This window comes from Cohnella panacarvi Gsoil 349, assembly GCF_000515335.1.
GTDB lineage: Bacteria > Bacillota > Bacilli > Paenibacillales > Paenibacillaceae > Cohnella > Cohnella panacarvi.
In genome coordinates, this window is sequence record NZ_KI911563.1 from 2,933,742 (window position 1) to 2,954,403 (window position 20,662).

The 20,662-nt window shown below is 46.4% G+C and carries 21 protein-coding genes; 9 read left to right on the forward strand and 12 right to left on the reverse strand.

Annotation, left to right across the window (positions count from 1 at the left end; translation table 11 throughout):
- Window positions 1–33: 33 nt before the first annotated feature.
- Complete coding sequence (locus COHPA_RS0114100) at window positions 34–1,548, forward strand: gluconokinase (protein ID WP_027086803.1); 1,515 nt, start codon at window positions 34–36, stop codon at window positions 1,546–1,548.
- A gap of 40 nt (window positions 1,549–1,588) precedes the next feature.
- Here COHPA_RS0114100 and COHPA_RS0114105 read toward each other — a convergent pair whose 3' ends face one another.
- Both COHPA_RS0114105 and COHPA_RS25175 read right to left on the reverse strand, forming a co-directional pair.
- A complete protein-coding gene (locus tag COHPA_RS0114105; protein ID WP_027086804.1) occupies window positions 1,589–2,134 on the reverse strand; it encodes a guanylate kinase in 546 nt (181 codons plus the stop codon).
- Window positions 2,135–2,341: 207 nt separating this feature from the next.
- On the reverse strand, window positions 2,342–2,497 hold the full coding sequence (locus COHPA_RS25175) for a DUF1540 domain-containing protein (RefSeq protein ID WP_084760705.1): 156 nt from the start codon (window positions 2,495–2,497) through the stop codon (window positions 2,342–2,344).
- A 193-nt stretch (window positions 2,498–2,690) separates the two neighbouring features.
- Here COHPA_RS25175 and COHPA_RS0114115 point away from each other — a divergent pair, with 193 nt between their 5' ends.
- Window positions 2,691–4,508: a DEAD/DEAH box helicase gene (locus COHPA_RS0114115; RefSeq protein ID WP_027086805.1), complete on the forward strand. Its 1,818-nt coding sequence runs from the start codon at window positions 2,691–2,693 to the stop codon at window positions 4,506–4,508.
- Window positions 4,509–4,728: 220 nt separating this feature from the next.
- On the opposite strand, the gene COHPA_RS0114120 is transcribed toward COHPA_RS0114115, so the two are convergent.
- From COHPA_RS0114120 to COHPA_RS0114135, 4 genes are all read right to left on the reverse strand, one after another.
- Window positions 4,729–5,646 carry an IS3 family transposase gene (locus COHPA_RS0114120; RefSeq protein ID WP_069202070.1) on the reverse strand — a complete coding sequence of 306 codons (918 nt, stop codon included), beginning with the start codon at window positions 5,644–5,646 and terminating at the stop codon, window positions 4,729–4,731.
- A 2-nt stretch (window positions 5,647–5,648) separates the two neighbouring features.
- Window positions 5,649–5,975 (reverse strand): transposase, encoded by a 327-nt coding sequence (locus COHPA_RS23530; RefSeq protein ID WP_027086807.1) that lies wholly within the window; start codon window positions 5,973–5,975, stop codon window positions 5,649–5,651.
- A gap of 96 nt (window positions 5,976–6,071) precedes the next feature.
- On the reverse strand, window positions 6,072–6,329 hold the full coding sequence (locus COHPA_RS0114130) for a hypothetical protein (protein WP_027086808.1): 258 nt from the start codon (window positions 6,327–6,329) through the stop codon (window positions 6,072–6,074).
- Window positions 6,330–6,338: 9 nt separating this feature from the next.
- Window positions 6,339–6,962 (reverse strand): TetR/AcrR family transcriptional regulator, encoded by a 624-nt coding sequence (locus tag COHPA_RS0114135; RefSeq protein ID WP_027086809.1) that lies wholly within the window; start codon window positions 6,960–6,962, stop codon window positions 6,339–6,341.
- Between the two features lie 189 nt (window positions 6,963–7,151).
- Here COHPA_RS0114135 and COHPA_RS0114140 point away from each other — a divergent pair, with 189 nt between their 5' ends.
- The 4 genes from COHPA_RS0114140 (at window position 7,152) to rlmH (ending at window position 9,898) form a co-directional block, all read left to right on the forward strand.
- Window positions 7,152–8,315: a YhgE/Pip domain-containing protein gene (locus COHPA_RS0114140; RefSeq protein ID WP_027086810.1), complete on the forward strand. Its 1,164-nt coding sequence runs from the start codon at window positions 7,152–7,154 to the stop codon at window positions 8,313–8,315.
- A 109-nt stretch (window positions 8,316–8,424) separates the two neighbouring features.
- Window positions 8,425–8,640 (forward strand): YwbE family protein, encoded by a 216-nt coding sequence (locus COHPA_RS0114145; protein WP_027086811.1) that lies wholly within the window; start codon window positions 8,425–8,427, stop codon window positions 8,638–8,640.
- Complete coding sequence (locus tag COHPA_RS26125) at window positions 8,637–9,401, forward strand: HNH endonuclease (protein ID WP_027086812.1); 765 nt, start codon at window positions 8,637–8,639, stop codon at window positions 9,399–9,401. The genes COHPA_RS0114145 and COHPA_RS26125 overlap by 4 nt, the downstream gene beginning before the upstream one ends.
- A gap of 17 nt (window positions 9,402–9,418) precedes the next feature.
- Complete coding sequence (gene rlmH / locus COHPA_RS0114155) at window positions 9,419–9,898, forward strand: 23S rRNA (pseudouridine(1915)-N(3))-methyltransferase RlmH (RefSeq protein WP_027086813.1); 480 nt, start codon at window positions 9,419–9,421, stop codon at window positions 9,896–9,898.
- Here rlmH and COHPA_RS0114160 read toward each other — a convergent pair.
- From COHPA_RS0114160 to COHPA_RS0114170, 3 genes are all read right to left on the reverse strand, one after another.
- A complete protein-coding gene (locus COHPA_RS0114160) occupies window positions 9,870–11,429 on the reverse strand; it encodes a recombinase family protein (protein ID WP_027086814.1) in 1,560 nt (519 codons plus the stop codon). The genes rlmH and COHPA_RS0114160 overlap by 29 nt on opposite strands.
- A gap of 71 nt (window positions 11,430–11,500) precedes the next feature.
- A complete protein-coding gene (locus tag COHPA_RS0114165; protein WP_027086815.1) occupies window positions 11,501–11,698 on the reverse strand; it encodes a SymE family type I addiction module toxin in 198 nt (65 codons plus the stop codon).
- 2 nt (window positions 11,699–11,700) lie between these two features.
- Entirely contained in the window at window positions 11,701–12,555 is an 855-nt protein-coding gene (locus tag COHPA_RS0114170; RefSeq protein ID WP_027086816.1) for a recombinase family protein, read from the reverse strand.
- A 166-nt stretch (window positions 12,556–12,721) separates the two neighbouring features.
- Here COHPA_RS0114170 and COHPA_RS0114175 point away from each other — a divergent pair, with 166 nt between their 5' ends.
- Window positions 12,722–15,418 carry a TrlF family AAA-like ATPase gene (locus COHPA_RS0114175; protein ID WP_027086817.1) on the forward strand — a complete coding sequence of 899 codons (2,697 nt, stop codon included), beginning with the start codon at window positions 12,722–12,724 and terminating at the stop codon, window positions 15,416–15,418.
- A 206-nt stretch (window positions 15,419–15,624) separates the two neighbouring features.
- Here COHPA_RS0114175 and COHPA_RS0114180 read toward each other — a convergent pair whose 3' ends face one another.
- Together COHPA_RS0114180 and COHPA_RS0114185 are read right to left on the reverse strand one after the other, a co-directional pair.
- On the reverse strand, window positions 15,625–15,819 hold the full coding sequence (locus COHPA_RS0114180) for a hypothetical protein (protein WP_027086818.1): 195 nt from the start codon (window positions 15,817–15,819) through the stop codon (window positions 15,625–15,627).
- A gap of 63 nt (window positions 15,820–15,882) precedes the next feature.
- Window positions 15,883–16,896 carry a hypothetical protein gene (locus tag COHPA_RS0114185; RefSeq protein ID WP_027086819.1) on the reverse strand — a complete coding sequence of 338 codons (1,014 nt, stop codon included), beginning with the start codon at window positions 16,894–16,896 and terminating at the stop codon, window positions 15,883–15,885.
- 133 nt (window positions 16,897–17,029) lie between these two features.
- Between COHPA_RS0114185 and COHPA_RS0114190 the strand changes: the two genes are divergently transcribed.
- Window positions 17,030–17,233, forward strand: a complete 204-nt coding sequence (locus COHPA_RS0114190) for a CopG family ribbon-helix-helix protein (RefSeq protein ID WP_027086820.1) — start codon at window positions 17,030–17,032, stop codon at window positions 17,231–17,233.
- A gap of 121 nt (window positions 17,234–17,354) precedes the next feature.
- On the opposite strand, the gene COHPA_RS0114195 is transcribed toward COHPA_RS0114190, so the two are convergent.
- A complete protein-coding gene (locus COHPA_RS0114195) occupies window positions 17,355–18,962 on the reverse strand; it encodes a TOTE conflict system archaeo-eukaryotic primase domain-containing protein (protein ID WP_156926671.1) in 1,608 nt (535 codons plus the stop codon).
- Window positions 18,963–19,854: 892 nt separating this feature from the next.
- On the opposite strand from COHPA_RS0114195, the gene COHPA_RS0114205 reads away from it, so the two are divergent.
- Window positions 19,855–20,463, forward strand: coding sequence for a hypothetical protein (locus COHPA_RS0114205; protein ID WP_027086822.1), 609 nt, complete (start codon window positions 19,855–19,857; stop codon window positions 20,461–20,463).
- Window positions 20,464–20,662 lie beyond the last annotated feature (199 nt).

Below are 20,662 nucleotides of genomic sequence, written 5' to 3' on the forward strand. Positions count from 1 at the left end.
AACTTATTATATGGAATCGAGCGTGAAAAAGGTATGGCGGCTGCATTAGCGATTGTTGGAATCGACATCGGAACGACTAGCACGAAGAGCGTCGTGTTCGGGACGGACGGGGCGATGCTGGGAAGCTGCAACATCGGTTACCCGCTGCGGCATGAACAGCCGGGGTGGGCGGAGCAGGATCCGGAGGAAATCTTCCGCGTCGTGCTGGCAACCGTTAAAGGCGCTGTCGCGGATAGCGGACTGGCGGGCGCGGACGTGGCGGGCGTCGGCATTAGCGCGGCGATGCATTCGCTGATCGCGGTGAACGCGAGCGGACAGGCTTTGACGCCGAGTATTACTTGGGCGGATGGGAGGAGCGAGTTGCAGGCTCGAAGGATCAACGCGGAGAATGGCGGTATCTACCGTCGTACGGGCACGCCGATCCATCCGATGTCGCCGTTGCCGAAGATCGCGTGGCTGCGGGAGAATCAGCCGAACGCGTTCGCCGCTGCCGCCAAATTCGTGTCGATCAAGGAATACGTCGTGTTCCATCTGTTCGGCGAATGGGTCGTCGACACGTCGATCGCTTCTGCGACGGGAATGCTGGCGTTGGATTCCCTGAGCTGGGACGAGGAGGCGCTTCGGGTAGCGGGCATTACGGCGGATAGACTATCCGCTGTGCGGGAAGGTACCTATCGGCTAAATGGAATGCGGCCCGCGCATGCTGAGGCGATGGGGCTGCCGACGAATACGCCGCTGTTCCTCGGCGGCAGCGACGGGGCGCTCGCGAACATCGGCGTCGGGGCGATCGACGCCGGCGAGCTGGCGGTAACGATCGGCACGAGCGCGGCGGTGCGGATGATGACGGATCGCCCGGCGACCGATCCGAACGCGCGGACGTTCTGCTATAGCGTGACGGGAGCTTCCTATATTATCGGAGGGGCGACGAATAACGGCGGCATCGTGCTGCAATGGCTGAAGGAATCGATGTTCGGCTCGTCTTCGGCGGAGGAGCTGCTGACGGCAGCCGCCAAAGTGACTCCGGGCGCGGAAGGACTGCTGTTCCTGCCGTTCCTATCCGGGGAGCGGGCTCCGATCTGGAACGCGGAGGCGCGGGGCACGTTCTTCGGCGCGAATCTCGGCCATCGCGGCGAGCACTTCGTCCGCGCGGGGCTGGAAGGCGTCATGCTTGCGGTGCTGTCGGTGGCGGAAGCGCTGAAGGAGCTGGCGGGACCGGCGAGCGAGGTTCGGGCTTCCGGCGGATTCACGAAGTCGCCGCTATGGCGGCAGATGCTGGCGGATATGCTCGGCCAGCCGGTGATCGTGCCGAAGGTGACGGAGGCTTCGGCGCTCGGCGCCGCGGTGCTGGCGATGCAGGGGCTTGGGCTGATCGGCAGTTGGCGCGAGGCGAAGGCCTGGGTTCCGGCTGATCAGGTGCTGGAGCCGAATCCGCGCGCGAACGAGGTGTACCGCGAAGTGCTGGGCGTGTACGCGAGGTTGTGCAAGAAGCTGCCGGAGTCGTTCGCGGAGATTGCCGGGCTGCAGAGAAGGTTAAGTTACAGGGACTAAAAAGCGACGCCGGGGGAGTCCCGGCGCCGCTTTTTAATCGTTATCGAGCTACCGCTTGTTTAATCAGTTCCACGGTTCGATCCGCATTCACGTTCTCGAAGACATGCTCGCATTTGCCGCGATACGTCACTTCTTCGGAGTAGTGATCCAAGTATCGCTCGACGACGTCGAAAGGCGTTCCCTTGGATTCGAGCCGCTCTCTCACCGTTGTTTTGTCCACGTAGATGAAAATCCTTACGACGCGTTCGCCGAACAGCTTCACGAGCGCATCGGCTCCAGCCCTGTTGAGTACAAGATAGACGGTACGGTCGCCGGCGAGCATGGTTTCGAGCTCATGGCGCAGTACGCCGTACCGGTTACCGTCGATGTCGGCGGTTTGCGCGAATTTTCCTTCGCTCTCCCACAAGTCGAATTGGTCTCGGGTTACGTAATGGTAGTCGCCGTCGGGGTTGGCCGGGTTTCTAGGCATTCTGGTCGTGCAGGAGCGAACGGCGGTCCAGCCGAGCCCGTCCGCGACTTTGCGGGCGACCGTCTTGCGTCCCGATCCGCTTGTGCCGGTGAACACGTAGATGGATGGTGCTGGCATAGGAAGCCCTCCTCCGAACCTTTATACCTTATATATCGGATGAACGCCCTATGCTCGATTAGCTTTTTTGTGCATAATCTGACAGTCGATTGATAATAATTCTCATTGTGGGTAACAATACGATGGGATGGGCATACGCGAATACCGGTAGAGAACGAACAAAGGCATCCCGAAGGATGCCCTTGCTTGCGCGATCAAGCGAAAACCCTACATTTTCGGCTCGAAAGTTTTGCAGTCCGTCTCCTCGGAGCTTCCGGCTTGCTTGTTGCGATTGTTCACCACGTAGATGGATGAAGCGCGACATTCGTTGCCCGCAGCCCAATAGCGGCAGGAGTTCACTTCGCACAATACGTCCTTAGCCATAACATTCACCTCCTCTATTGTAGGATGGACGAAGGGAAGGGCTTTATACGTGCGCGGCGCCCGCTGACGATCCCGTGCTCGGGATTCGGCGGGTTTTTCGGCATGATATTGGCGGAATGTGGTAGGATAGAGGGTAATGCAACTCGGATCGGTTAAGTTCCGGTCGTGGCGACTAGAGGATGGAGTGGATGAAATGGCGGATTTCGCGCAATTAGGCGTATCGGAGCGGTTAGTAGATAGATTGAAGGCAATGGGCATCGCCAAGCCGACGCCGGTACAGGCGGAGACGATTCCGATCGTGTACCAGGGCAAGGATGTCATTAGCCAAGCGCAGACGGGCACAGGGAAGACGCTCGCGTTCGTGCTGCCGATGCTGGATAAAGTCCGGACGGACGTGGGGGAAGTTCAGGGGCTTATTCTGACGCCGACGCGCGAGCTGGCGATTCAGATTACGGCGGAAGTGAAGAAGCTGCTGGACCCGCGCGGAGAGATCAAGGTGCTGGCGGTGTATGGCGGACAGGACGTCGAGGCGCAGCTGCACAAGCTGAAGGGGCACAACCATGTCGTCGTGGCGACGCCGGGGCGGCTGCTCGATCATTTGCGCCGGGAGACGATCACGCTCGAGGGCCTGCGGATGCTCGTGCTGGACGAGGCGGATCAGATGCTGCACATGGGCTTCCTGACGGAAGTCGAGGAGGTGCTGAGGCAGACGCCGTATAAGAAGCAAGTGATGCTGTTCTCGGCGACGATGCCTCCGAAGATTCGGGAACTGGCGGGGCGCATTCTTCGCAATCCGGAGCAGGTGACGGTGAAGGCGGAACGCATCACGGTCAAGGACATTCGCCAGTGGGCGGTAGAGACGACCGATCGCGGGAAGCAGGCGGCGTTGGTGCAGTTGCTGGAGGTTACTCAGCCTTATTTGAGCATAATTTTTTGCCGGACGAAGCGGCGGGCGAGCACGCTGAACCAGGCGTTGCAAGAGATGGGCTACGACTCGGACGAGTTGCACGGCGACTTGTCGCAGGCGAAGCGGGAGCAGGTCATGAAGCGGTTCCGCGACGCTCGTCTGCAACTGCTGGTGGCAACGGACGTGGCGGCGCGCGGGCTCGACGTCGAAGGCGTGACGCACGTGTTCAACTACGACGTGCCTCAGGACGTAGAGAGCTACATTCACCGGATCGGACGGACGGGACGCGCGGGGGAAAAAGGTCTTGCGATCACTCTGTACGTAGGGAAAGACAAGCCTGAGCTGGCGGACATCGAGAACGGCATCGAGATGGTGCTGGAGCGGCGGACCGAGGAAGGCGCGTCGCTGAGCGGCGGTGCGCTCGGGACGAAGCGGTTGAGCGGCGGGTACGGACGCGATGCTGGCGGCGCGGCTGCACGCACGGCGGCAGCAGGTCGCGGGCAAGCGGGACGCGGTCGCGGCGATGCTGGGCGGGGACGCGGGGATAAGGGCTCGTTCGGTGGCGGTGCTGGCGGGCGAGGTCGTGCTGGCGGCACGGGGCGCAGCGGTGGAGCTGGCGAGCGTGGCGATGCAGGACGCAACGGTGGACGCGGAGGCTCTGCGGCGGGCAGAGCGCGTGGCGGCGACAGCGGATTCGGCGGACGCGGCGAAAGCTTCGGAGAAGCGAGCGGACGCGGCAGAAGCGGCGGAGGCAGGCAAGCTCGAGGCGGCGGCGACCCGAGCTGGAGCGTTGCTTCTCCGGCAAGATCGCCTCGCGGCAGGAGCGACGCATTCGGCGATGCCCCGAGCGCTAGATCCGGCGGAGGTCGTGGTGCACCGGCAGCGGATGCGGGCAGAGGCGGACGCGGCGCCAGCGGAGCGAGCATCAAGCAGCGTGCGGCCGAGGGGCGCAAGTTCTCGGAAGAGCGCGGCGGCGGGTTCGGAGGCCGCTCCGGCGGCGGGCCGAAGGGCGGCGGATTCCGCGGCGGTCCAGGCGCTGGTGGCGGCGGTAGTCGCGGGGCGGGCGGTCGCCCGGCGAACAAGCGGTCGCCACGAGGCAGATAGTATGAAACAAGCGGCACGGTCATCCGGAATTATTCGGACGGCTGTGCCGCTTTATTATTGCTGTTTGTCGCTTAGAGCGACAATAATGCGCCCGCGAATCGGAATGAGCCTCAGATTGTCGCACAGAGCGACAATAATGCGCCCGCGAATCGGAATGAGCCTCAGATCGGTTCAACCCCCTAAGTTTGGACACATTCGCCCACACTCTAGGTGTAACGCATCAAAGCGCGATTTTTTGCGGTTCGAGCAATCCGAGTTCATATTGACGTAGGTACTCTGCAGGAGCTAAATCGTGCAGACTACCATGCATCCGTCTTTCATTGTAAAACCGAATAAATCTGTCCACTGCAGTAAAGGCGTGCTCGTAAGTTTCGAATGAATTCCGCTGGTAGCAGTCCCTTTCTAAAATGCTGTGGAACGATTCGATGTAGGCGTTCTTGTTCGGTGTCTTATTGGGAGTTCGTTCGTGCTCGAAGCCCATTTCCTCCGAATACACGTGGAATGCGTTGCTAATAAACTGCGGTCCATTATCCGTACGTATAACAAGCCGCTGGTCAGCCTCAAAGACGCCTCGCTTTAGCAAGCCATGGTGTACGATCCGTTTGATATCTTGGGTGTCACAAGCTTTGCCACGGTGATACGCGACGATGCAGCGGTCGAAAACGTCGATGATGCTGGCCAAGTAGAAATGACGACGCTTTCCCGTCACGTAGCCGTACTTAATGTCCATCTGCCACAGTTGGTTTGGCCCTGTGACCTCGCGATTGTTGGCCAGCTTACGAGGCACTCGATTGGTAATCTCTCGTTGTGGCTTTAGGACGCCAAGTGCCTTGCAGAGTCTGTAGACCTTCTTCTTGTTGATGCAAAGACCATAGCGGCGCCGCAGACATTTCGTTAACTTCCTGTAGCCGTACGTAGATTCCTCTTCGCGCGCGAGCAAATTCCGGATGTAGCCCTTAATTCGCCCATCCGGTACTTTCTCGCTCCTATTGTTCCAGCTGTACCCCGGGATGGGCCTACCACCTTTGGAAGCATGCTTGGTTAGCGGATGTTTCAATCGGTAGTAGTACGTAGAACGAGGGACGCCGCAAATCCGAAGAACTGTCCTGATCGCGTATCCCGCTGCAATCCATGGCAAGGCTACTTGGAGTCTGAACTCGACCGTGGAGTCGTTTTTTTTACCAGATCCCTGAGAATGGCGATCTCAAGTTCTTTCTCGCCAAGCATCTTCATGGCCTGTTCGTATTTTTTCTGCAGATCTTGCGTTTCTTTTGCGAGTTGATCCGCTTGCTGCTTCTTTTTCACCATATCAGCCTCTACCTCATCCCAGTATTGACGCACCCATTCTCGTAAGGCAGAAGGAGACATCCCGTGTTCCCGTGCTACGTGCTCTGTCCGATACCCGGAGACCACTAGCCCCACGTATTCCTTCTTCTTGTCCTCATTACAGAAAAAGCGTCTCTTCACTGAACATTTCCCCCACTCATTTTAGTGTACTTCGAGTGAAGGAATGTGTCCAAAGGGATTAGGGGGCTAAATAGAGATTGTCGCGCAGAGCGACAATCATACCCCGCGAAGCGAAATGTGCTTCTGATTGTCGCGCAGAGCGACAATAATGCACTCGCGAATCGGAATGAGCCTCAGATTGTCGCGAAGAGCGACAATAATGCACTCGCGAATCGGAATGAGCCTCAGATTGTCGCACAGAGCGACAATAATGCGCCCGCGAATCGGAATGAGCCTCAGATTGTCGCACAGAGCAACAATAATGCGCCCGCGAATCGGAATGAGCCTCAGATTGTCGCGCAGAGCGACAATCATACCCCGCGCTCAAGCCTTCCCCCGGGATTGATTCCGAAGCCCGGTCGACGTTAACGGTCCGTAATTGATGAGCCGCGTAACCATCAGCGCGACTTCCTCCGGTGCTTCCCGCATGCCGGAAGCGATCCAGTGCGTGACGATGCCAAGGTTGGCGGAGGTGATGTAAGCGAGCAGATAGTCGCGGGGCACGAGCATATCTTCTTCTTTCGGCTGCCAGAAGGCAAGCCGGCTAGCCATATGCTCACGCATAACTTCTTTGACTCTCAAGGCATAAGATGGGTCGCCCTTCGGTCCGAACATGACCTTGAAAAAGTCGCCGTTACGCTTGAATTCCTCCATAATGACGACTGCCTTCGGATAAGCTTCGTCTTTATCGGCGTAGCTCATCAGCTCCATGATATCGATCTGCCGCAATAAGCCGTAAACCGATTCGAAAACCTCCTCCTTCACCTTCTGCAGCATATCGGGCGCATCGCGGTAATGCAGATAGAACGTTCCCCGGTTCACGTCCGCTCGGTTCGTAATGTCGGTGACCGTCAACCCTTCCAGGCCTCGCTCCTCAATGAGCTCGATCAACGCTTTGCGCAGCAGCTGCTTGGTACGTACTTGCCTGCGATCGATTTTATCTCCCACGAATGACTCTCCTCCCCATTTTCCCAAACTCACGAACGATATTGAACACTCTGTCTATGAAGTGCCGATTACTTAACATTCCCGCTCTACATTAACGATTGTTTCACTCACTATTCTCATTATAATTAACAATGTGAGCGTTAATCAACAAGTTGTACATTATAAATGAACGGATAGGGGAGAGCTCTAATGGCATTGTTTAAACAAAAAACACTGTGGATCGGCGTTGTCGCAACGTTCCTTGTGCTTGCGATCTTCGGAGTGGCGATGATGGGGTCGGTGCTTGGGGCGAAGCCGAAGGATTTGCCTGTCGCGCTCGTCGTGGAGGATCAGGCGGTATCGCTGCCGGACGGCAACACGTTGAACGTAGGGGCGATGGTGAAGGAAAAGCTGCTGTCGATTAAAGAATTGCCGGTCGCATGGAAGGAAGTCGGCACGGAGGCGGAAGCACGCGAAGGGCTCGATCGGCAGGAGTACTATGGTGCATTCGTGCTGCCCGCCGATTTAAGTGCGGGGCTTGCATCTCTCTCTTCGGCAGAACCGAAGCCCGCTACGATAACCATCCTTGCGAACGAGGGGATGAGCGTGCAAGCGGCCACCGCCGTGAAGCAGGTGCTCGGGCAGGTATCTCGTATGGTCAGTGCCGAGCTATCGCAGCAATGGGTAGGCCAAATCAGTCAGCATTCTGAAGTGATACCGGTAAGCACGGCCAAAGCGCTGCTTACTCCGTTCACGGTACAAGAGGAGACGATGCACCCGATCGGCGCGAATAACGCAAGCGGCAACGCACCTGGCATGCTCGCTCAGATTAGTTGGATCGGCAGCTTGGTCGTCAGCATTGTCTTGTTCTTGTCGTCGCAAAAAGCCTCAGCCGCCGGAGGTAGGGGATGGGTACTCTCTCTGTCGCAGGCCGCCTCCGGCATCGTGCTCGTCGTCGCCGTATCCGGCTTCCTCGTCTGGATGGCGTCCTCGTGGTACGGGATGGATCTCGCCGATGCTTCAGGCACATGGCTTGTTCTTGTATGGGCAGGCTTAGCCTTCTTCATGCTGCAATCCGCGTTGCTGAATTGGATCGGGTACCCGGCGATGCCGATTCTGATTCTACTGATGTTCTTCTCGATGCCGGTCGTGAACATGGCGCAAGAGTTTCTGCCGCAAGCGACGCAAGATTGGTTGTACGCATGGACTCCGTTCAAATTCGTAGCTGGCGGATTGCGTAACTCGATGTATTTTGCAGAGGTGTCTGTCGAGTCCTCGAATATCGCGGTGCTATGGTGGATCGCCGGAGTGGGGCTGGCTCTGCTGCTAGCATCAGGATTGCGGAAACGGAAAGCGAAGGCTGTCTCGGTATAAGGCGCGGTTAGGGTCCGGATCGTCCTAGGGGACGGCCGGGCTTTTTGCTTATTGCGGGGTTGTGGTACGATAAGATCAACTGTGAATAAGAAGAGGCGGACTAAAGACAATGGCAGGTAACGGAAAATTGCGCTCCGACGTTAAGCCGGGGCTTGAAGTGGATATCGTGCTGAAGCAGGATCAACGGACGGGTAAGCTGACGCGCGGCGTCGTAAAGGATCTGCTGACGAACTCGCCGCAGCACCCGCACGGGATCAAGGTGCGGCTCTCGGACGGACAGGTCGGACGCGTGAAAAATATTATCTCCCCAGAGACCCCGCAATGACCGTACTGGAGGAAGTCGCGCCGGGCAAGAAGCGAAGGAGACGACGCAGACGGTCGAAGAAGAACAAGCCAGGCGTCGCGCAGGTCGTTGCAACGGCCGTCGAAGCGGAAGCTCCGATCGAATCGGTGGATGAGGAAGTCCCTGATAAGCCGAAGAAGAAGCGAAGACGGCGTCGCAGGCGTTCGAAGAAGAACAAGCCTGATGCCGTACCTATCATGGATCCGGCTGTTGAAGCTCCGGCGGCTGAAACATCGGAAGAGGACACTGCCGCTCCCATCAAGAAACGCAAAAAACGCCGGAGGCGATCCAAGAAGAAGGATGCAGCCGTGACGACCGTGCAATCTCCCGTCATTCCGGCACCGCAAATTTCCGCAGCGGAACTACAAGAAGTCGGTCTAAAACCGACTTGGGGCGGCTTCATTCGCATGCGCGGCAAGACGGACAACGGACGCAAGTGGTACCAGGAGATCGAACCTTATCTCGCTTACGTGCTCGTGAAGGAGAACGCTGCCGTCGTCGTTAACCGTCATACGATTCGGCGTCTCTACGGCAACAAAGAGTTCCGTCGGATGATCCTCGAACGGGACGATTATACGTGTTATTTTTGCAAGCAATACGGGGACACGATCGACCATCTGCTTCCCCGCGCCAAAGGCGGGCATACGACGCCGGACAACTGCGTGTGCGCTTGCAATCTATGCAACCAATCGAAGGCTGATAAGGATCTGGAAGTTTTCATGACGAACTTCGACCTCGGATGAAAGGAACCCCATCGACCATGCATATACAGATCGTCTCCGTTGGCAAGCTCAAGGAGAAATATCTCGTTCAAGGAATCGCCGAGTACGCCAAGCGTCTCGGCTCTTATATTAAGCTCACGCTTACCGAAGTGCCGGACGAGAAAGCCCCCGAGGTGCTCAGTCCCGCCGAAGAACGGCAGGTCAAGCAACGCGAGGGCGAGCGCATTCTATCTTCGATCAAGGACGACGCGCACGTCATCGCTCTCGCGATCGGCGGCGAGCTTTGGTCATCCGAGGACCTCGCTTCCCACCTCGACAAGCTCGGCACCTACGGCACCAGCCATGTCGCTTTCGTCATCGGCGGCTCCCTCGGCCTATCAGACGAAGTGCTGGGACGCGCCAACAAGAAGTTGAGCTTTGGCCGGCTGACCTATCCGCATCAATTGATGCGGCTTATTCTCGTGGAGCAGATTTATCGGGCGATGCGGATTAATCGCGGTGAACCGTATCACAAATGAGTATATCACTCTTGCTTTGATTATTAGGATGTAACGGATTAGGCACCTCGAAGTTAAAGACAAATTCATTAATTGTGCTATCGAGGTTTATTTCAATCCGTTCAATAAGAGATTCCACAAGTTGTTTTTTCATTTGCACATCGGCATTCTCCATAAGCGCATCAAAATTTTCGAGTACGAAGAGTACATCGTTAGCGTCCACCGCAGTGTTACATGCTTTGGCGTATTCTAGGGAAATCGTTTCTTTACTACAACCCAAATCTGTCAGGACCATCTCTAACTCACTCTTAAACTCTCGATACTCATCAATTGTAAGATCACCGCTAATAAACTGCTGTTTGATTGCATCCATACGGCTTTCGTATTTTCGGATTTGCTTTTCCACGTCAGTTATTTGTTTCTTGATGATTTCTGTATCGATTCCTTGGTTTGAGTTCATTTCATTAATGATGTCTTCAATGATCCGAGTGCTAGAAGCAATAGACTTGATCCGGTTCAAGACGGATCTTTCTAGATGCTTTGCTCTGAATAGTCTTGGCCTGCATGTTCGGAAGTTCTTATAATTGCTACAGGTATAGTACCCACCATGATTCTTATTATTACGCTTACCTGCAGGTTGAAAATTCATTCTTCCACCACAGTCAGGGCATTTCAGAATGCCAGAGAGTAAGTGGGGGTTTGAGGGCATTCTTGGAGTAGTTCTTCGATTATGAGCAGTAATTTGTTGAGCTTTATCGAAGGATTCTTCATCGATGATTGCTTCGTGAATACCTTTAACTATGATGATGTTTTCTTGTTTTATGCGTTTCTTGTTCTCTCCAGTAGTTCTACCGTGACGAATAAATCCTTTGTAAGTTGGGTTATCTAGAATTGTAAGAATGGCAATGTGAGTAAAGGCCTTTCCGTATTTCGTCTTCAAGTTTAATTCATTTAGCTTGTCTCTAATGTAGATGCAGCCTTTTCCGTTCACATACATATTGAATATCATCCGTATAATGTTGGCTTCATCCTCATTTAAGATGAGTTCTTTATTTACGATGTCATAACCTAATATTCTACCTCCGTTCCATTTACCTTGCTTAGCACGTTGGTTCATACCTAGCTTCACATTTTCAACAATTGTACTTCTTTCAAATTCAGCAAACCCACCAACCATACTGAGCATAAGCTTATTCGTTGAATTGTTCTTTGAATTATAAAATTGTTCGCTATAGCTAAGAAAACTTACATCGTCCTTCTCGAAATCCTCAATTAATTGAAGAGTATCTTTAAGTTTCCGAGAAAGCCTTGATAATTTCCAAACAAGAACAATATCGAACTTCTTTTGTGAGCAATCTTTTAAAAGTTCCTGCAATGCTGGGCGATTCATGTCCTTGCCACTTTTACCGTCGTCAATATATTTCCCAACAACAATGTAGCCTAGATTTTCACAATGCTGACTCAGTGTAGCCTCTTGAGCTTCAAGACTAAATCCTTCCTTTGCTTGTTCTTCTGTACTTACTCTGATGTAAAGAGCAACTCTAGTTTTCATTCAAATCTCTCCCGTAAAAATAGTTAGTCTGCATTTATGGAATTATATTAGACCGATTGAAATGTTAAAGATTATTGAGTAGACTCACTAGACTTATCTTGATTCAAAACCGTAATTCGTAATTCGCCTTGCATTTCTTCGACTTCAACTCTATAACCAACAGAAAACCCCAGACCATTCAGCCACTTGCCCTGAATTCTGATCTGAGGTATGAGTTGATTATTGATGAACGCACTGGAGACAGTAAGAACTCGTTTCTTCTTCTCCATGACTAAGCGTTTTTCTTTCTTTTCAGTTCTCGCATTGCTTGGACCTTATTGAATAGCTGCTTTGATATGATTGCTGGAATCGAAGCTTTAACCTGAATTTGATTCTTTTCTTTCTTACCGTCATAGCTAAGTAGTCCAGTGTACGAAGCATTGCGCAAAATATAGCATATCGAAGTCCTCGACCAGTTTTTATTGGCATCAGAGCTCTCAGGATTGTCTCCAGACTGTTTAAAGTATGAGCTAATATATTTTGCAATAAAACCGTAGCTTTTGCCCTCAGAGTACATCTGGAACATCTCGCGCACGATCTTTGCCTCAAAATCGTTGATTATGAATTTGCCGTCCATGATTGCATATCCATATGGAATCTTGCCTCCAGCATACTTGCCAGATTTAGCAGTGACTACACGGCCAGAGCGTGTCCTTTCATTGATCAAGTTTCGCTCAAACTCTGCAAAGCTACCAAGCATCTGTAGCGTGAGCATTCCTTGTGGCGTTGAAGTATCAAAGTTCTCTGAGACGCTAATAAAAGCAATATCATGTGGCTGTAGATCGTCTTCAATCATAATCAAAAGATTCTTTAAGTGACGATGTATTCTGTCTGACTTGAATACGATAATTGCATCGATCTGATTGCATTTATCTTGAGCGAATTCAAGCATTTTTGCATACTCAATTCTTTCGTCAATTTTAGAGCCAGACTTTGCTTCATCGACAAAAATTCCTTTTAAATGCCAATTTTGACTGGTACAATATGCCTGTATTCTCTTTTTCTGTTCTGCGACTGAAGTATTATCTCTTTGTGAATCTGAACTGATTCGGACATAGCCAACCACATTCTTAATTAGCTGAATCATTAAATAGCTCCCCTATGAATTGATTTCATATATTTTATATGGGGATTCTACTTTGCAGGAGATTATTTGTACATATTGGTTTGTCACAAAACTAATAGCTTTGATTTAACCACTAATAGGTGGGTTTGTTGACCAAACTGAGATTTCATGAATATGGAGGTAAGTTATGAGCCCGAGTTTACAAAGTGTGTCTAGTGAAATAACAAATCATAGTAGCGGTGCTGAGTTTAAAAGAGCTGATCTCCATATACATTCATTCGGCGACACAGGATCTTATGATGTCAAAGATTCGAATATGACCCCAGAGAATATTATCGATACAGCTATTAGCGAAAATTTAAAGGTCATTAGCGTCACTGACCATAATTCAATAGGAAACGTTAAAAGGGCGCTAGACTATTCTAAAGATAAGGATATTTTAGTGATTCCAGGGGTTGAACTTTCAACCCCACAGGGGCATCTACTTGTATACTTACCAACGTTTGAAAAACTAACTAACTTTTTTGGCAAACTGAATATTTCAGACAATAAAGTGTCGTGTTATAACACCATACCCCAGTGTTTACAAATTGCTAATGAGTATGGTGGTTTTGGTGTGGCTGCTCACATTGATTTGGATACTGGATTTGAAAGTATGGTTAATGGATATCCACCATTTAAGGAGGAAATATTGGTCTGTAAAAACCTATTAGCCTTTGAAATTAGTAATATCCAAAGTGTCAATTGGTACTCCAATATAGATACAAATCCAGATAGAAAGAGACTATTAGAAACAAGAAAAAGAGCACTAAATGAAGAGAATACTTATGAATTGGCAAAAGTTATGTCATCTGACGCTCATACGCTAAGTGCCTTAGGGAAAAATGCGGCAGGAAGCAAAAAATTAACTAGGCTTAAAATGGAAAGTCTTACGTTTGAAGCATTCCGCATCGCTCTTTTAGATTCGAGCGCAAGAGTACGTATAGAAGACTTGATACCAGAGTCAATTCCTAAATTTATTGGAATAAAGTTTGACGGCGGTTTTTTAGATGGACAAGTTATAAACTTCAGTAAGAATCTTACATGTATAATAGGTGGACGTGGAACTGGTAAATCAACTACCCTCGAATCAGTTCGAGCAGCATCTGGTAATACCGCGAGAAAAAATCTATTAGATAGTGAAGTATGGCCTGATCGAATAGCACTTGTTTATGAGGATCAAACAGGAAGGCAACAATTATTTGTTAGAGATAAAAATGCTAATCTAATAAACATAACTAATCCTGAAGATGGTTTGACCCAAATTCAAATTGAAAGTTATGGCCAAGGTGAAACAGCAGATACAATTCAACATTGTGATAAAGACCCGGGAATACTGTTACGCTTTTTAGATGAATTTATTGATTTTGGAACAATAAAGACCGAAGAGAATGAAATGCTTGAGAAGTTGTTAGCAAATCAAACCGAAATTGAAAGGGCTTCTTTGCAAGTAAAATCGATTCCAGATATACAGAAGGCTAAATTAAACGCAGAAGAGCAATTGAACACTCTAAAGGCACAAAACGCCAAAGAAGTTGTTGAACTTGAAGAGAGCCTTGTAAAAGAACGAACATTTAGGACTCAATTAGTTGATAATTTAAATGTCTTGGTTAAAACAATAAGTGAGAGCTTATCGGATAAAACCATTCTAAATCAGGTATTAGAGCTTGATGGAGCAACATTGGTTGCAGGGCAAGTAGAGTTTTCTGAAGTAAAAAAAATAGTAGAAAGATTTTCAACCTTTATTTCCGGGGTTTCTGGAAATATAAATGACGAACTCAAAAATGTTATTTCAGGAATCAAACTACAATTGAAGTCATGGACAACAAAGGAAGCTGAAACACAAACTAAAATTGAAAACCTCAGGAAAGCACTTGAAGCTAGAGGAATTAAACTAGATATGGGATTTATCCGTAAGATCACACAAGATGTGTATGATTATACGCAAAAATTAGCTGAACTTGAAAAAAAGAAGAAGGAAATGGAGGAAAAACAACAAGAACGAAAAGAGCTACTAAAACAGAGAAGAGAACTAAAGAATAAAATTTATATGCATCGTGTTGCTTTTGCAAAAAAGATGAATGACAATCTTGCTACAAGTGTAGTTGATTACTTTGTAAATATTAAGTTCGTTCAGGGGATACACTCGCCTGAACTTCAGCAAATAATTAAGGACGCAATGAATTGGAAGACATCTCAAATACCAAGAGCTTCTTATATAGCTAATAAGTACTCACCAATTGCTTTACTAGAGTTAATAAAGAGTAAGAATACAATGGCACTTATTAACGAGGTGGTTGATGCTAATGGAAATAAGATATTCTCTCTGTCAGAAGCAGAAAACATATTAATAACACTCAGTGAAGCATCGAATCTTTTCAAAATTGAGAGATGTAATTTTGAAGACCTTCCAGAAATAAAGATAACCAGAGTAATAACTGACGAAAGTGGAAATCGAAAACATTCCACCCGCGATTTCTCTAGATTGTCGTTAGGACAACAGCAATCAATTCTATTGACTGTTCTGCTCTATTCAAAAAGTAATTGTCCATTAATAATTGACCAACCAGAAGATAATCTTGACAGTGAATTTATTTATAAAACACTCGTTAAAAGTCTGAGGAAGGTAAAAGAGCACAGACAAGTCATAATAGTGACTCATAATGCTAATATTGCTGTATTAGGGGATGCAGAGTTAATAATTCCATTAAGAAGTACCAATGAAAAAACTGTAATAACAAGTCGTGGCTCAATTGATACAGTAGAAACGAAGAAAATCACATGTGCAATCCTTGAGGGCAGTGAGCAGGCATTTAAAAAACGGAAAGAGATCTACGGAATATAAAAAACTGTTTAATTAATTGGAATTACTTGGATAAAAATGCTTTGCGGAGGCACGCGAGGATTGGAAGTGGGATATACTTTCATTCTTGTATTCCATATCAATAAATAAAATATGATACTACAAATAGTTAAATTTAATTGATTACTATTTGTAGTATCATATTTGTTTAAGTGTAAATTGAAAGTGTATTACGAATGCTAATCTGATTACTTCTCGATTTCAATTTGAATTAGTCCGGCATCTACCATCCGTCCGACTAGTTCATTCATAGTACAGGTTAGCAACATCAGTTTGTGCAAATCTTGTTCCGATAAGACTGTTAAGTTTAGCTTTTCCAGAAGCTGCTCTTTTTCCATAACACTTTTCACATACTGGTTAATCAATTCTTGATTCGTTTCCATTGTTTCAACTCCTTAACGTATAGTTGAAACTTATCGTACAGTGCATAAATTTGTAAGTACACGCTAGAAGTTGTACTTAGCTACTGTATGATTATCAAGATTATCATAATCGTCATTGGAATTTTGCTTTACCCAATCCATAAAGATTGTAGGACCAATTTTTGAATCAGACCAAGTGCTTTCTGGCTGTGTATTTGCTTGAGCACTTCCCACAGTAACTGTTAGCCCCACTATCCCATCAGGCTTATTGATAATTATGGATGTCCTAAGAATAGGCAATCCTGTAGCGTATGCTGCGAATGTAAAGTTACGAGCTACCTTCTCAGCAGCACTTTTTAGGTAGGGACCATCTTCTAAATCATAAGTCGCCTCAACTGCATACTTTCCGTCTCTTTGATAAATTTCTATTCCGTTCAATTCGCTAACAGCACCTGTGATTGCTGTCTTGATCCGATCCTCATTAGAGAGTTGTTCATTTATTTCATTCTTTTCAGGCTCAGCATTGTTTTGACTTGAGGCTTGGTTGCTATCAGAGTTCTTTGTGAGTACATCTACAGAGAATCTACCATCCCATTCTTCTACGTTTTCACCTTCAAACGTATGATTTAGAGTTATTTCTTTTCCTGGTTCTAATGGTTTATCACCAGTTTGGCTAGACAATATGGTATACGGCACAAGGCCAATATTATGTCCGGCTGTATTATATAGCTGTATATTCATTAGAATCCAATTCACATTACTTGCAGAGTCGTTCAGCAATACTGCCTTAAGAATAATATCGTTACTTTGTTTTGATAAAGTCATCTCATTAATCTTAATGCTCATTGTATTCTTGGATTTGAAGTCATTCAGAACATACTTTTTGAAGCCTTGTGACAAATCACTCTGAATTTCCAAATAGTCTATAGCATTCTTTACGTCTGCATTACTTGTAGTTAGATTATCCACTTGTCTCTGTGCCACATAGCGGTTACTCTCGCTACTTTCCGTTATTTTTTTGTACAGATGCATGATAAGAAATACATTAAGAACCACCAACAATATTGCAATAAAGCCTAGCCATTTGTATTTTGACATCGTAGCGCTCCTAGTATTAAGGTTGAGTAATATTTTACCACGCGTATTCTATTTTGTAATTTATTATGATTGCAAATTGTGTTCTATTTTCAATCTCTTACTATTTCTATACTGATGTAAGAGGTGAACGCAAATGGATAATGATGATTTTATTGTGACACCTAAAGAGAAAAGTGTGACGATCACTATTCGAGTAGATAAAGCAATTGCTGATAAGTTAGATAGTTTGGCTCTACAAAGTGAGCGTTCCAGAAATGAACTTATTAACATGGCCCTTGATTATGCGTTAAAGAACGTCAAATTTATGAGAAGTACAAGTGAAAAGAAACGCAAATAAACCAGTCGCAACGACTGGTTTTGTGTTATTCGTATAAGCTGTTCAGATCGTTCCTGTTAGCTTAGAAATATATACCGTTGTTCTTATTGTAAAAAGCTTTTTCAGCGTTCTAAGACGATTCTTACGATTCCAAAATGTTATTATAAAGTGATTTCGTAAGCATTGATTTCAATTGATTTACACTGTAAAAATGCGATAAGATGTCCAATACATTGATCTCGCTGTCATAGTGGATTATGTAACCTTCCATAGCTTCTTTATGCGTAACATCCAATGCAATCTTATACCTGTTTGCTTTTGTTATACCTTTCTTGAAATCGATTCGCTCTATTATTTCTATTTTCCCTAAATGCTCTAAGCGTGTTATGCAAGGATTTATCGCCATTCTTCTTACAGCCGAAATTCTCTCAATTTGATCGTAAGACATAAAGAATTGATTGTCGCCAAATAACTTAGCATGCCTGATGAACGCAACTAACAAAGTTATTGCATTCCGTTCCATAATGCCAATTTTATTCTTGTCATTTACGATGTCAGCAAAAAATGCAGCTTCATCTTTTGTCACCACGATACTCTGAATTAACTTTCCTCTTCGTTCATACCCTCTGCTGTATACATACTGTGCTTGGAACTTTGTATCTCTGATCGCTTCTGCCTTAGAAGAGCCATATCCGCCTTCTTGGTTATCAAGCCAATCTATTAGAGCTGCTTCTGTTTCTTTCTGTGATAATTTGTAGTCATTCTTTAACCTTAAAGCCAAATCAAAAGTCATGTCATGACGCTGGCCATGAGCTGTAATCTCATAGCTGTTACAAAAAGCAAATATATCTTTCTCTTGGATTACTCGTGGTGCAGTTTCAACCTTCGTTACTATACGCCGTTTTGGAATTCGCATCTTTGTGACAACTGGCGCTACTTCTTCAATAACAGCGACAACGTCATTATTAAAGAAGTCTCTATTCAACGGTTCTATTTCCAAGAAATTTCTGTACTGTGATGGCTTATACTCAAGCGTATCAAGATTTACAAGGCAACAAAAATTAGAACCATACTCTAAATTGATGTGATTTCGTCCAAGAGGTAGCTTGGCTGTTTTGCCTTGCTTAGTTTCATCTGTTATTTGTGGAATGATCTCAACACTAGCATTCTTTAATCCCTGTAAGCCAGCCATAGCAATAATACGCTGTTGGAAATCTTCAATTCGTTGTCTTAGAGCAGGTTCGCTTAAATAAATAACAACGTGGTAGCCCTTGCTTCCACTTCTATAGCAATGTATGTACTCTTCTGGAATGTACTTTCTTAGTGTATTGATCAGTCTTTTAGTACAGCGTTTAGCTAGTGTAATTGCATTCTTATCATTCAAGGCCACATCAACATCGAAAAGAAACCACTTGGTGGTGTAAGAGTTACACGGATAGCAAGCGATTGTCTGCTTTCCAAGAAGATGATTCTGCAATACGATATCACTAAGCGTTTGTTCCTTGTAAGTAAATGCCTTACCTAACTCGTGAATTTGAGAATAACTTTGAACAAGATAGCCCTTTCTTCTGGAGATATACAGCCTATTGAATTGTTGAACTAGACTGTTGAGCATTTCAGGCTCAATTTCGATCTCTCCCTTGAAATCGACATCTTGATCTGGACTTGAATACCTAGCATCCGCAAGAAATTCATATAAGCTCATGAAATTCGTGTAGTATTTTACTCTCTTTGTGATATTCTTCTCCATTATCATTCTTCTCTCTTTCAAAAATGGAACTGTAATTTGCTACTTAATATATAAATACGTCAAGGCTGTAAGCCACATTAGGAAAACATATGCCACTGTCATTTCAGATACTAACACAATAATTGAAGTAGCCCAGAGCGCTTTCTGATGTTTTATAAATTGCCCTGCATAGTTTGTATCGTTCTATCCTACTTAAAACGAATCTGAGCTATCTGGAGCGCCAAGATTGTAATGTATGTACTCTGTTTTCGCTTACTTCATGTTTATTTATGATCTCACAACTTGTCGGTGAGTTATAGTCTCAGTTTTGTATTCCATGTCTATACAAAAATTAAGCAGTCCAATGCTTAACTCTTTCTGAGTTTAAGTAACAGGCTGCTTCTTTTTTATGATTACTATTGCTGGATTCTTGGAATCAAGTGACCTTTTACTTTGGATAGATAAAATGAGCATGTTACGCGTGACTGTATTTAAGCATCTCTTTAAGTACTGATCATTGTCTTGAACATCTACAAATTTTCAATGCTGTCCAAGTAAAGCTACATATCAGGAATAGCAACCCCTACAAAAACTCCTTTGATATAAAAAAGGAGTTAGTCAGACAATGAATAACAAAGACTACGAACAGTTTATCAAGATCGCCGCAGAGATAGTAAGAGAGGCACTGGCCAAGAAAGAGAATGACGAGAAGAACAAAGATTAAGAAAGGGGCTCAGGCCCTTTTATCACTTTTATAGGGTCAATTATAAGATGTTTCTTCTTTGGTATAATAAGTTTATTCTTGGAGTCTCATCACGATAAACGGGGATCGATATATGTTATTAAGAATTATGAAGCCATACACTAAGCTGATGCCACGAATTGAACAGTAATCTCTTAGGGGGGATTCGAGATGAGAAAAGTCATTAATCCACAATATAGAATGGGTTTATCTTATTTATCTGGGCCAATAGATGAAAGTGACTTATCACTAATAAGGTTACGATTAAATGAGATTGGAATTGATTTTCAATCACGAGATAGAAATGGGCGCATTACTGCTTCGATTGAAGATTTTACAAATGTGTATACTTATATAGTCACTTCTTCATTAGCTCTTGGTTTGGTTTCAGGAGTAATAACTAATGCTACATGGGACAGTATAAAGTTTGTTTTATCGTATACATTCAAGAAAATAAGAGGAAAAAAGTATAGTAAAGTAACGAGAAATGGTGCAGAAGAAAAAGAAGTAACTTTTGGTATTGAAGTCAAAATAAATAATGATCACTATAGCTTCAGCTTTAATGGAATTTCCTCAGATGAAACATTTTTAGAGGCCACAGATAAAATTCTCCATTTTCTAAAGAGCACACAGCAGCAGCCACAAAGATTAAGTAATTTAACTAATTCGGGGTTACCTAACTATATTGTGACTTACGATGAATTATCAAATATATGGATCGCTAGAAGCACTAATGAAATAATCAAAGAGAAAATTGAGAAATCAAATAAAACTGAATGAGTCTGTGAGTGTTCTAAATTACAAATCTCACTTCAATCTTCTCCAGAATGTTATACTGAGCCGCAATACGGTGAACCGTATCACAAATAAGTCGAAATATTCGTTAAACATTGTGGATTTACTTTGCCCGTCTCGGATTTGAGATCGTTATTACTCGGTGAAAAAAGTGGGATCATGGCGTGTGGCATTACTTGACGCT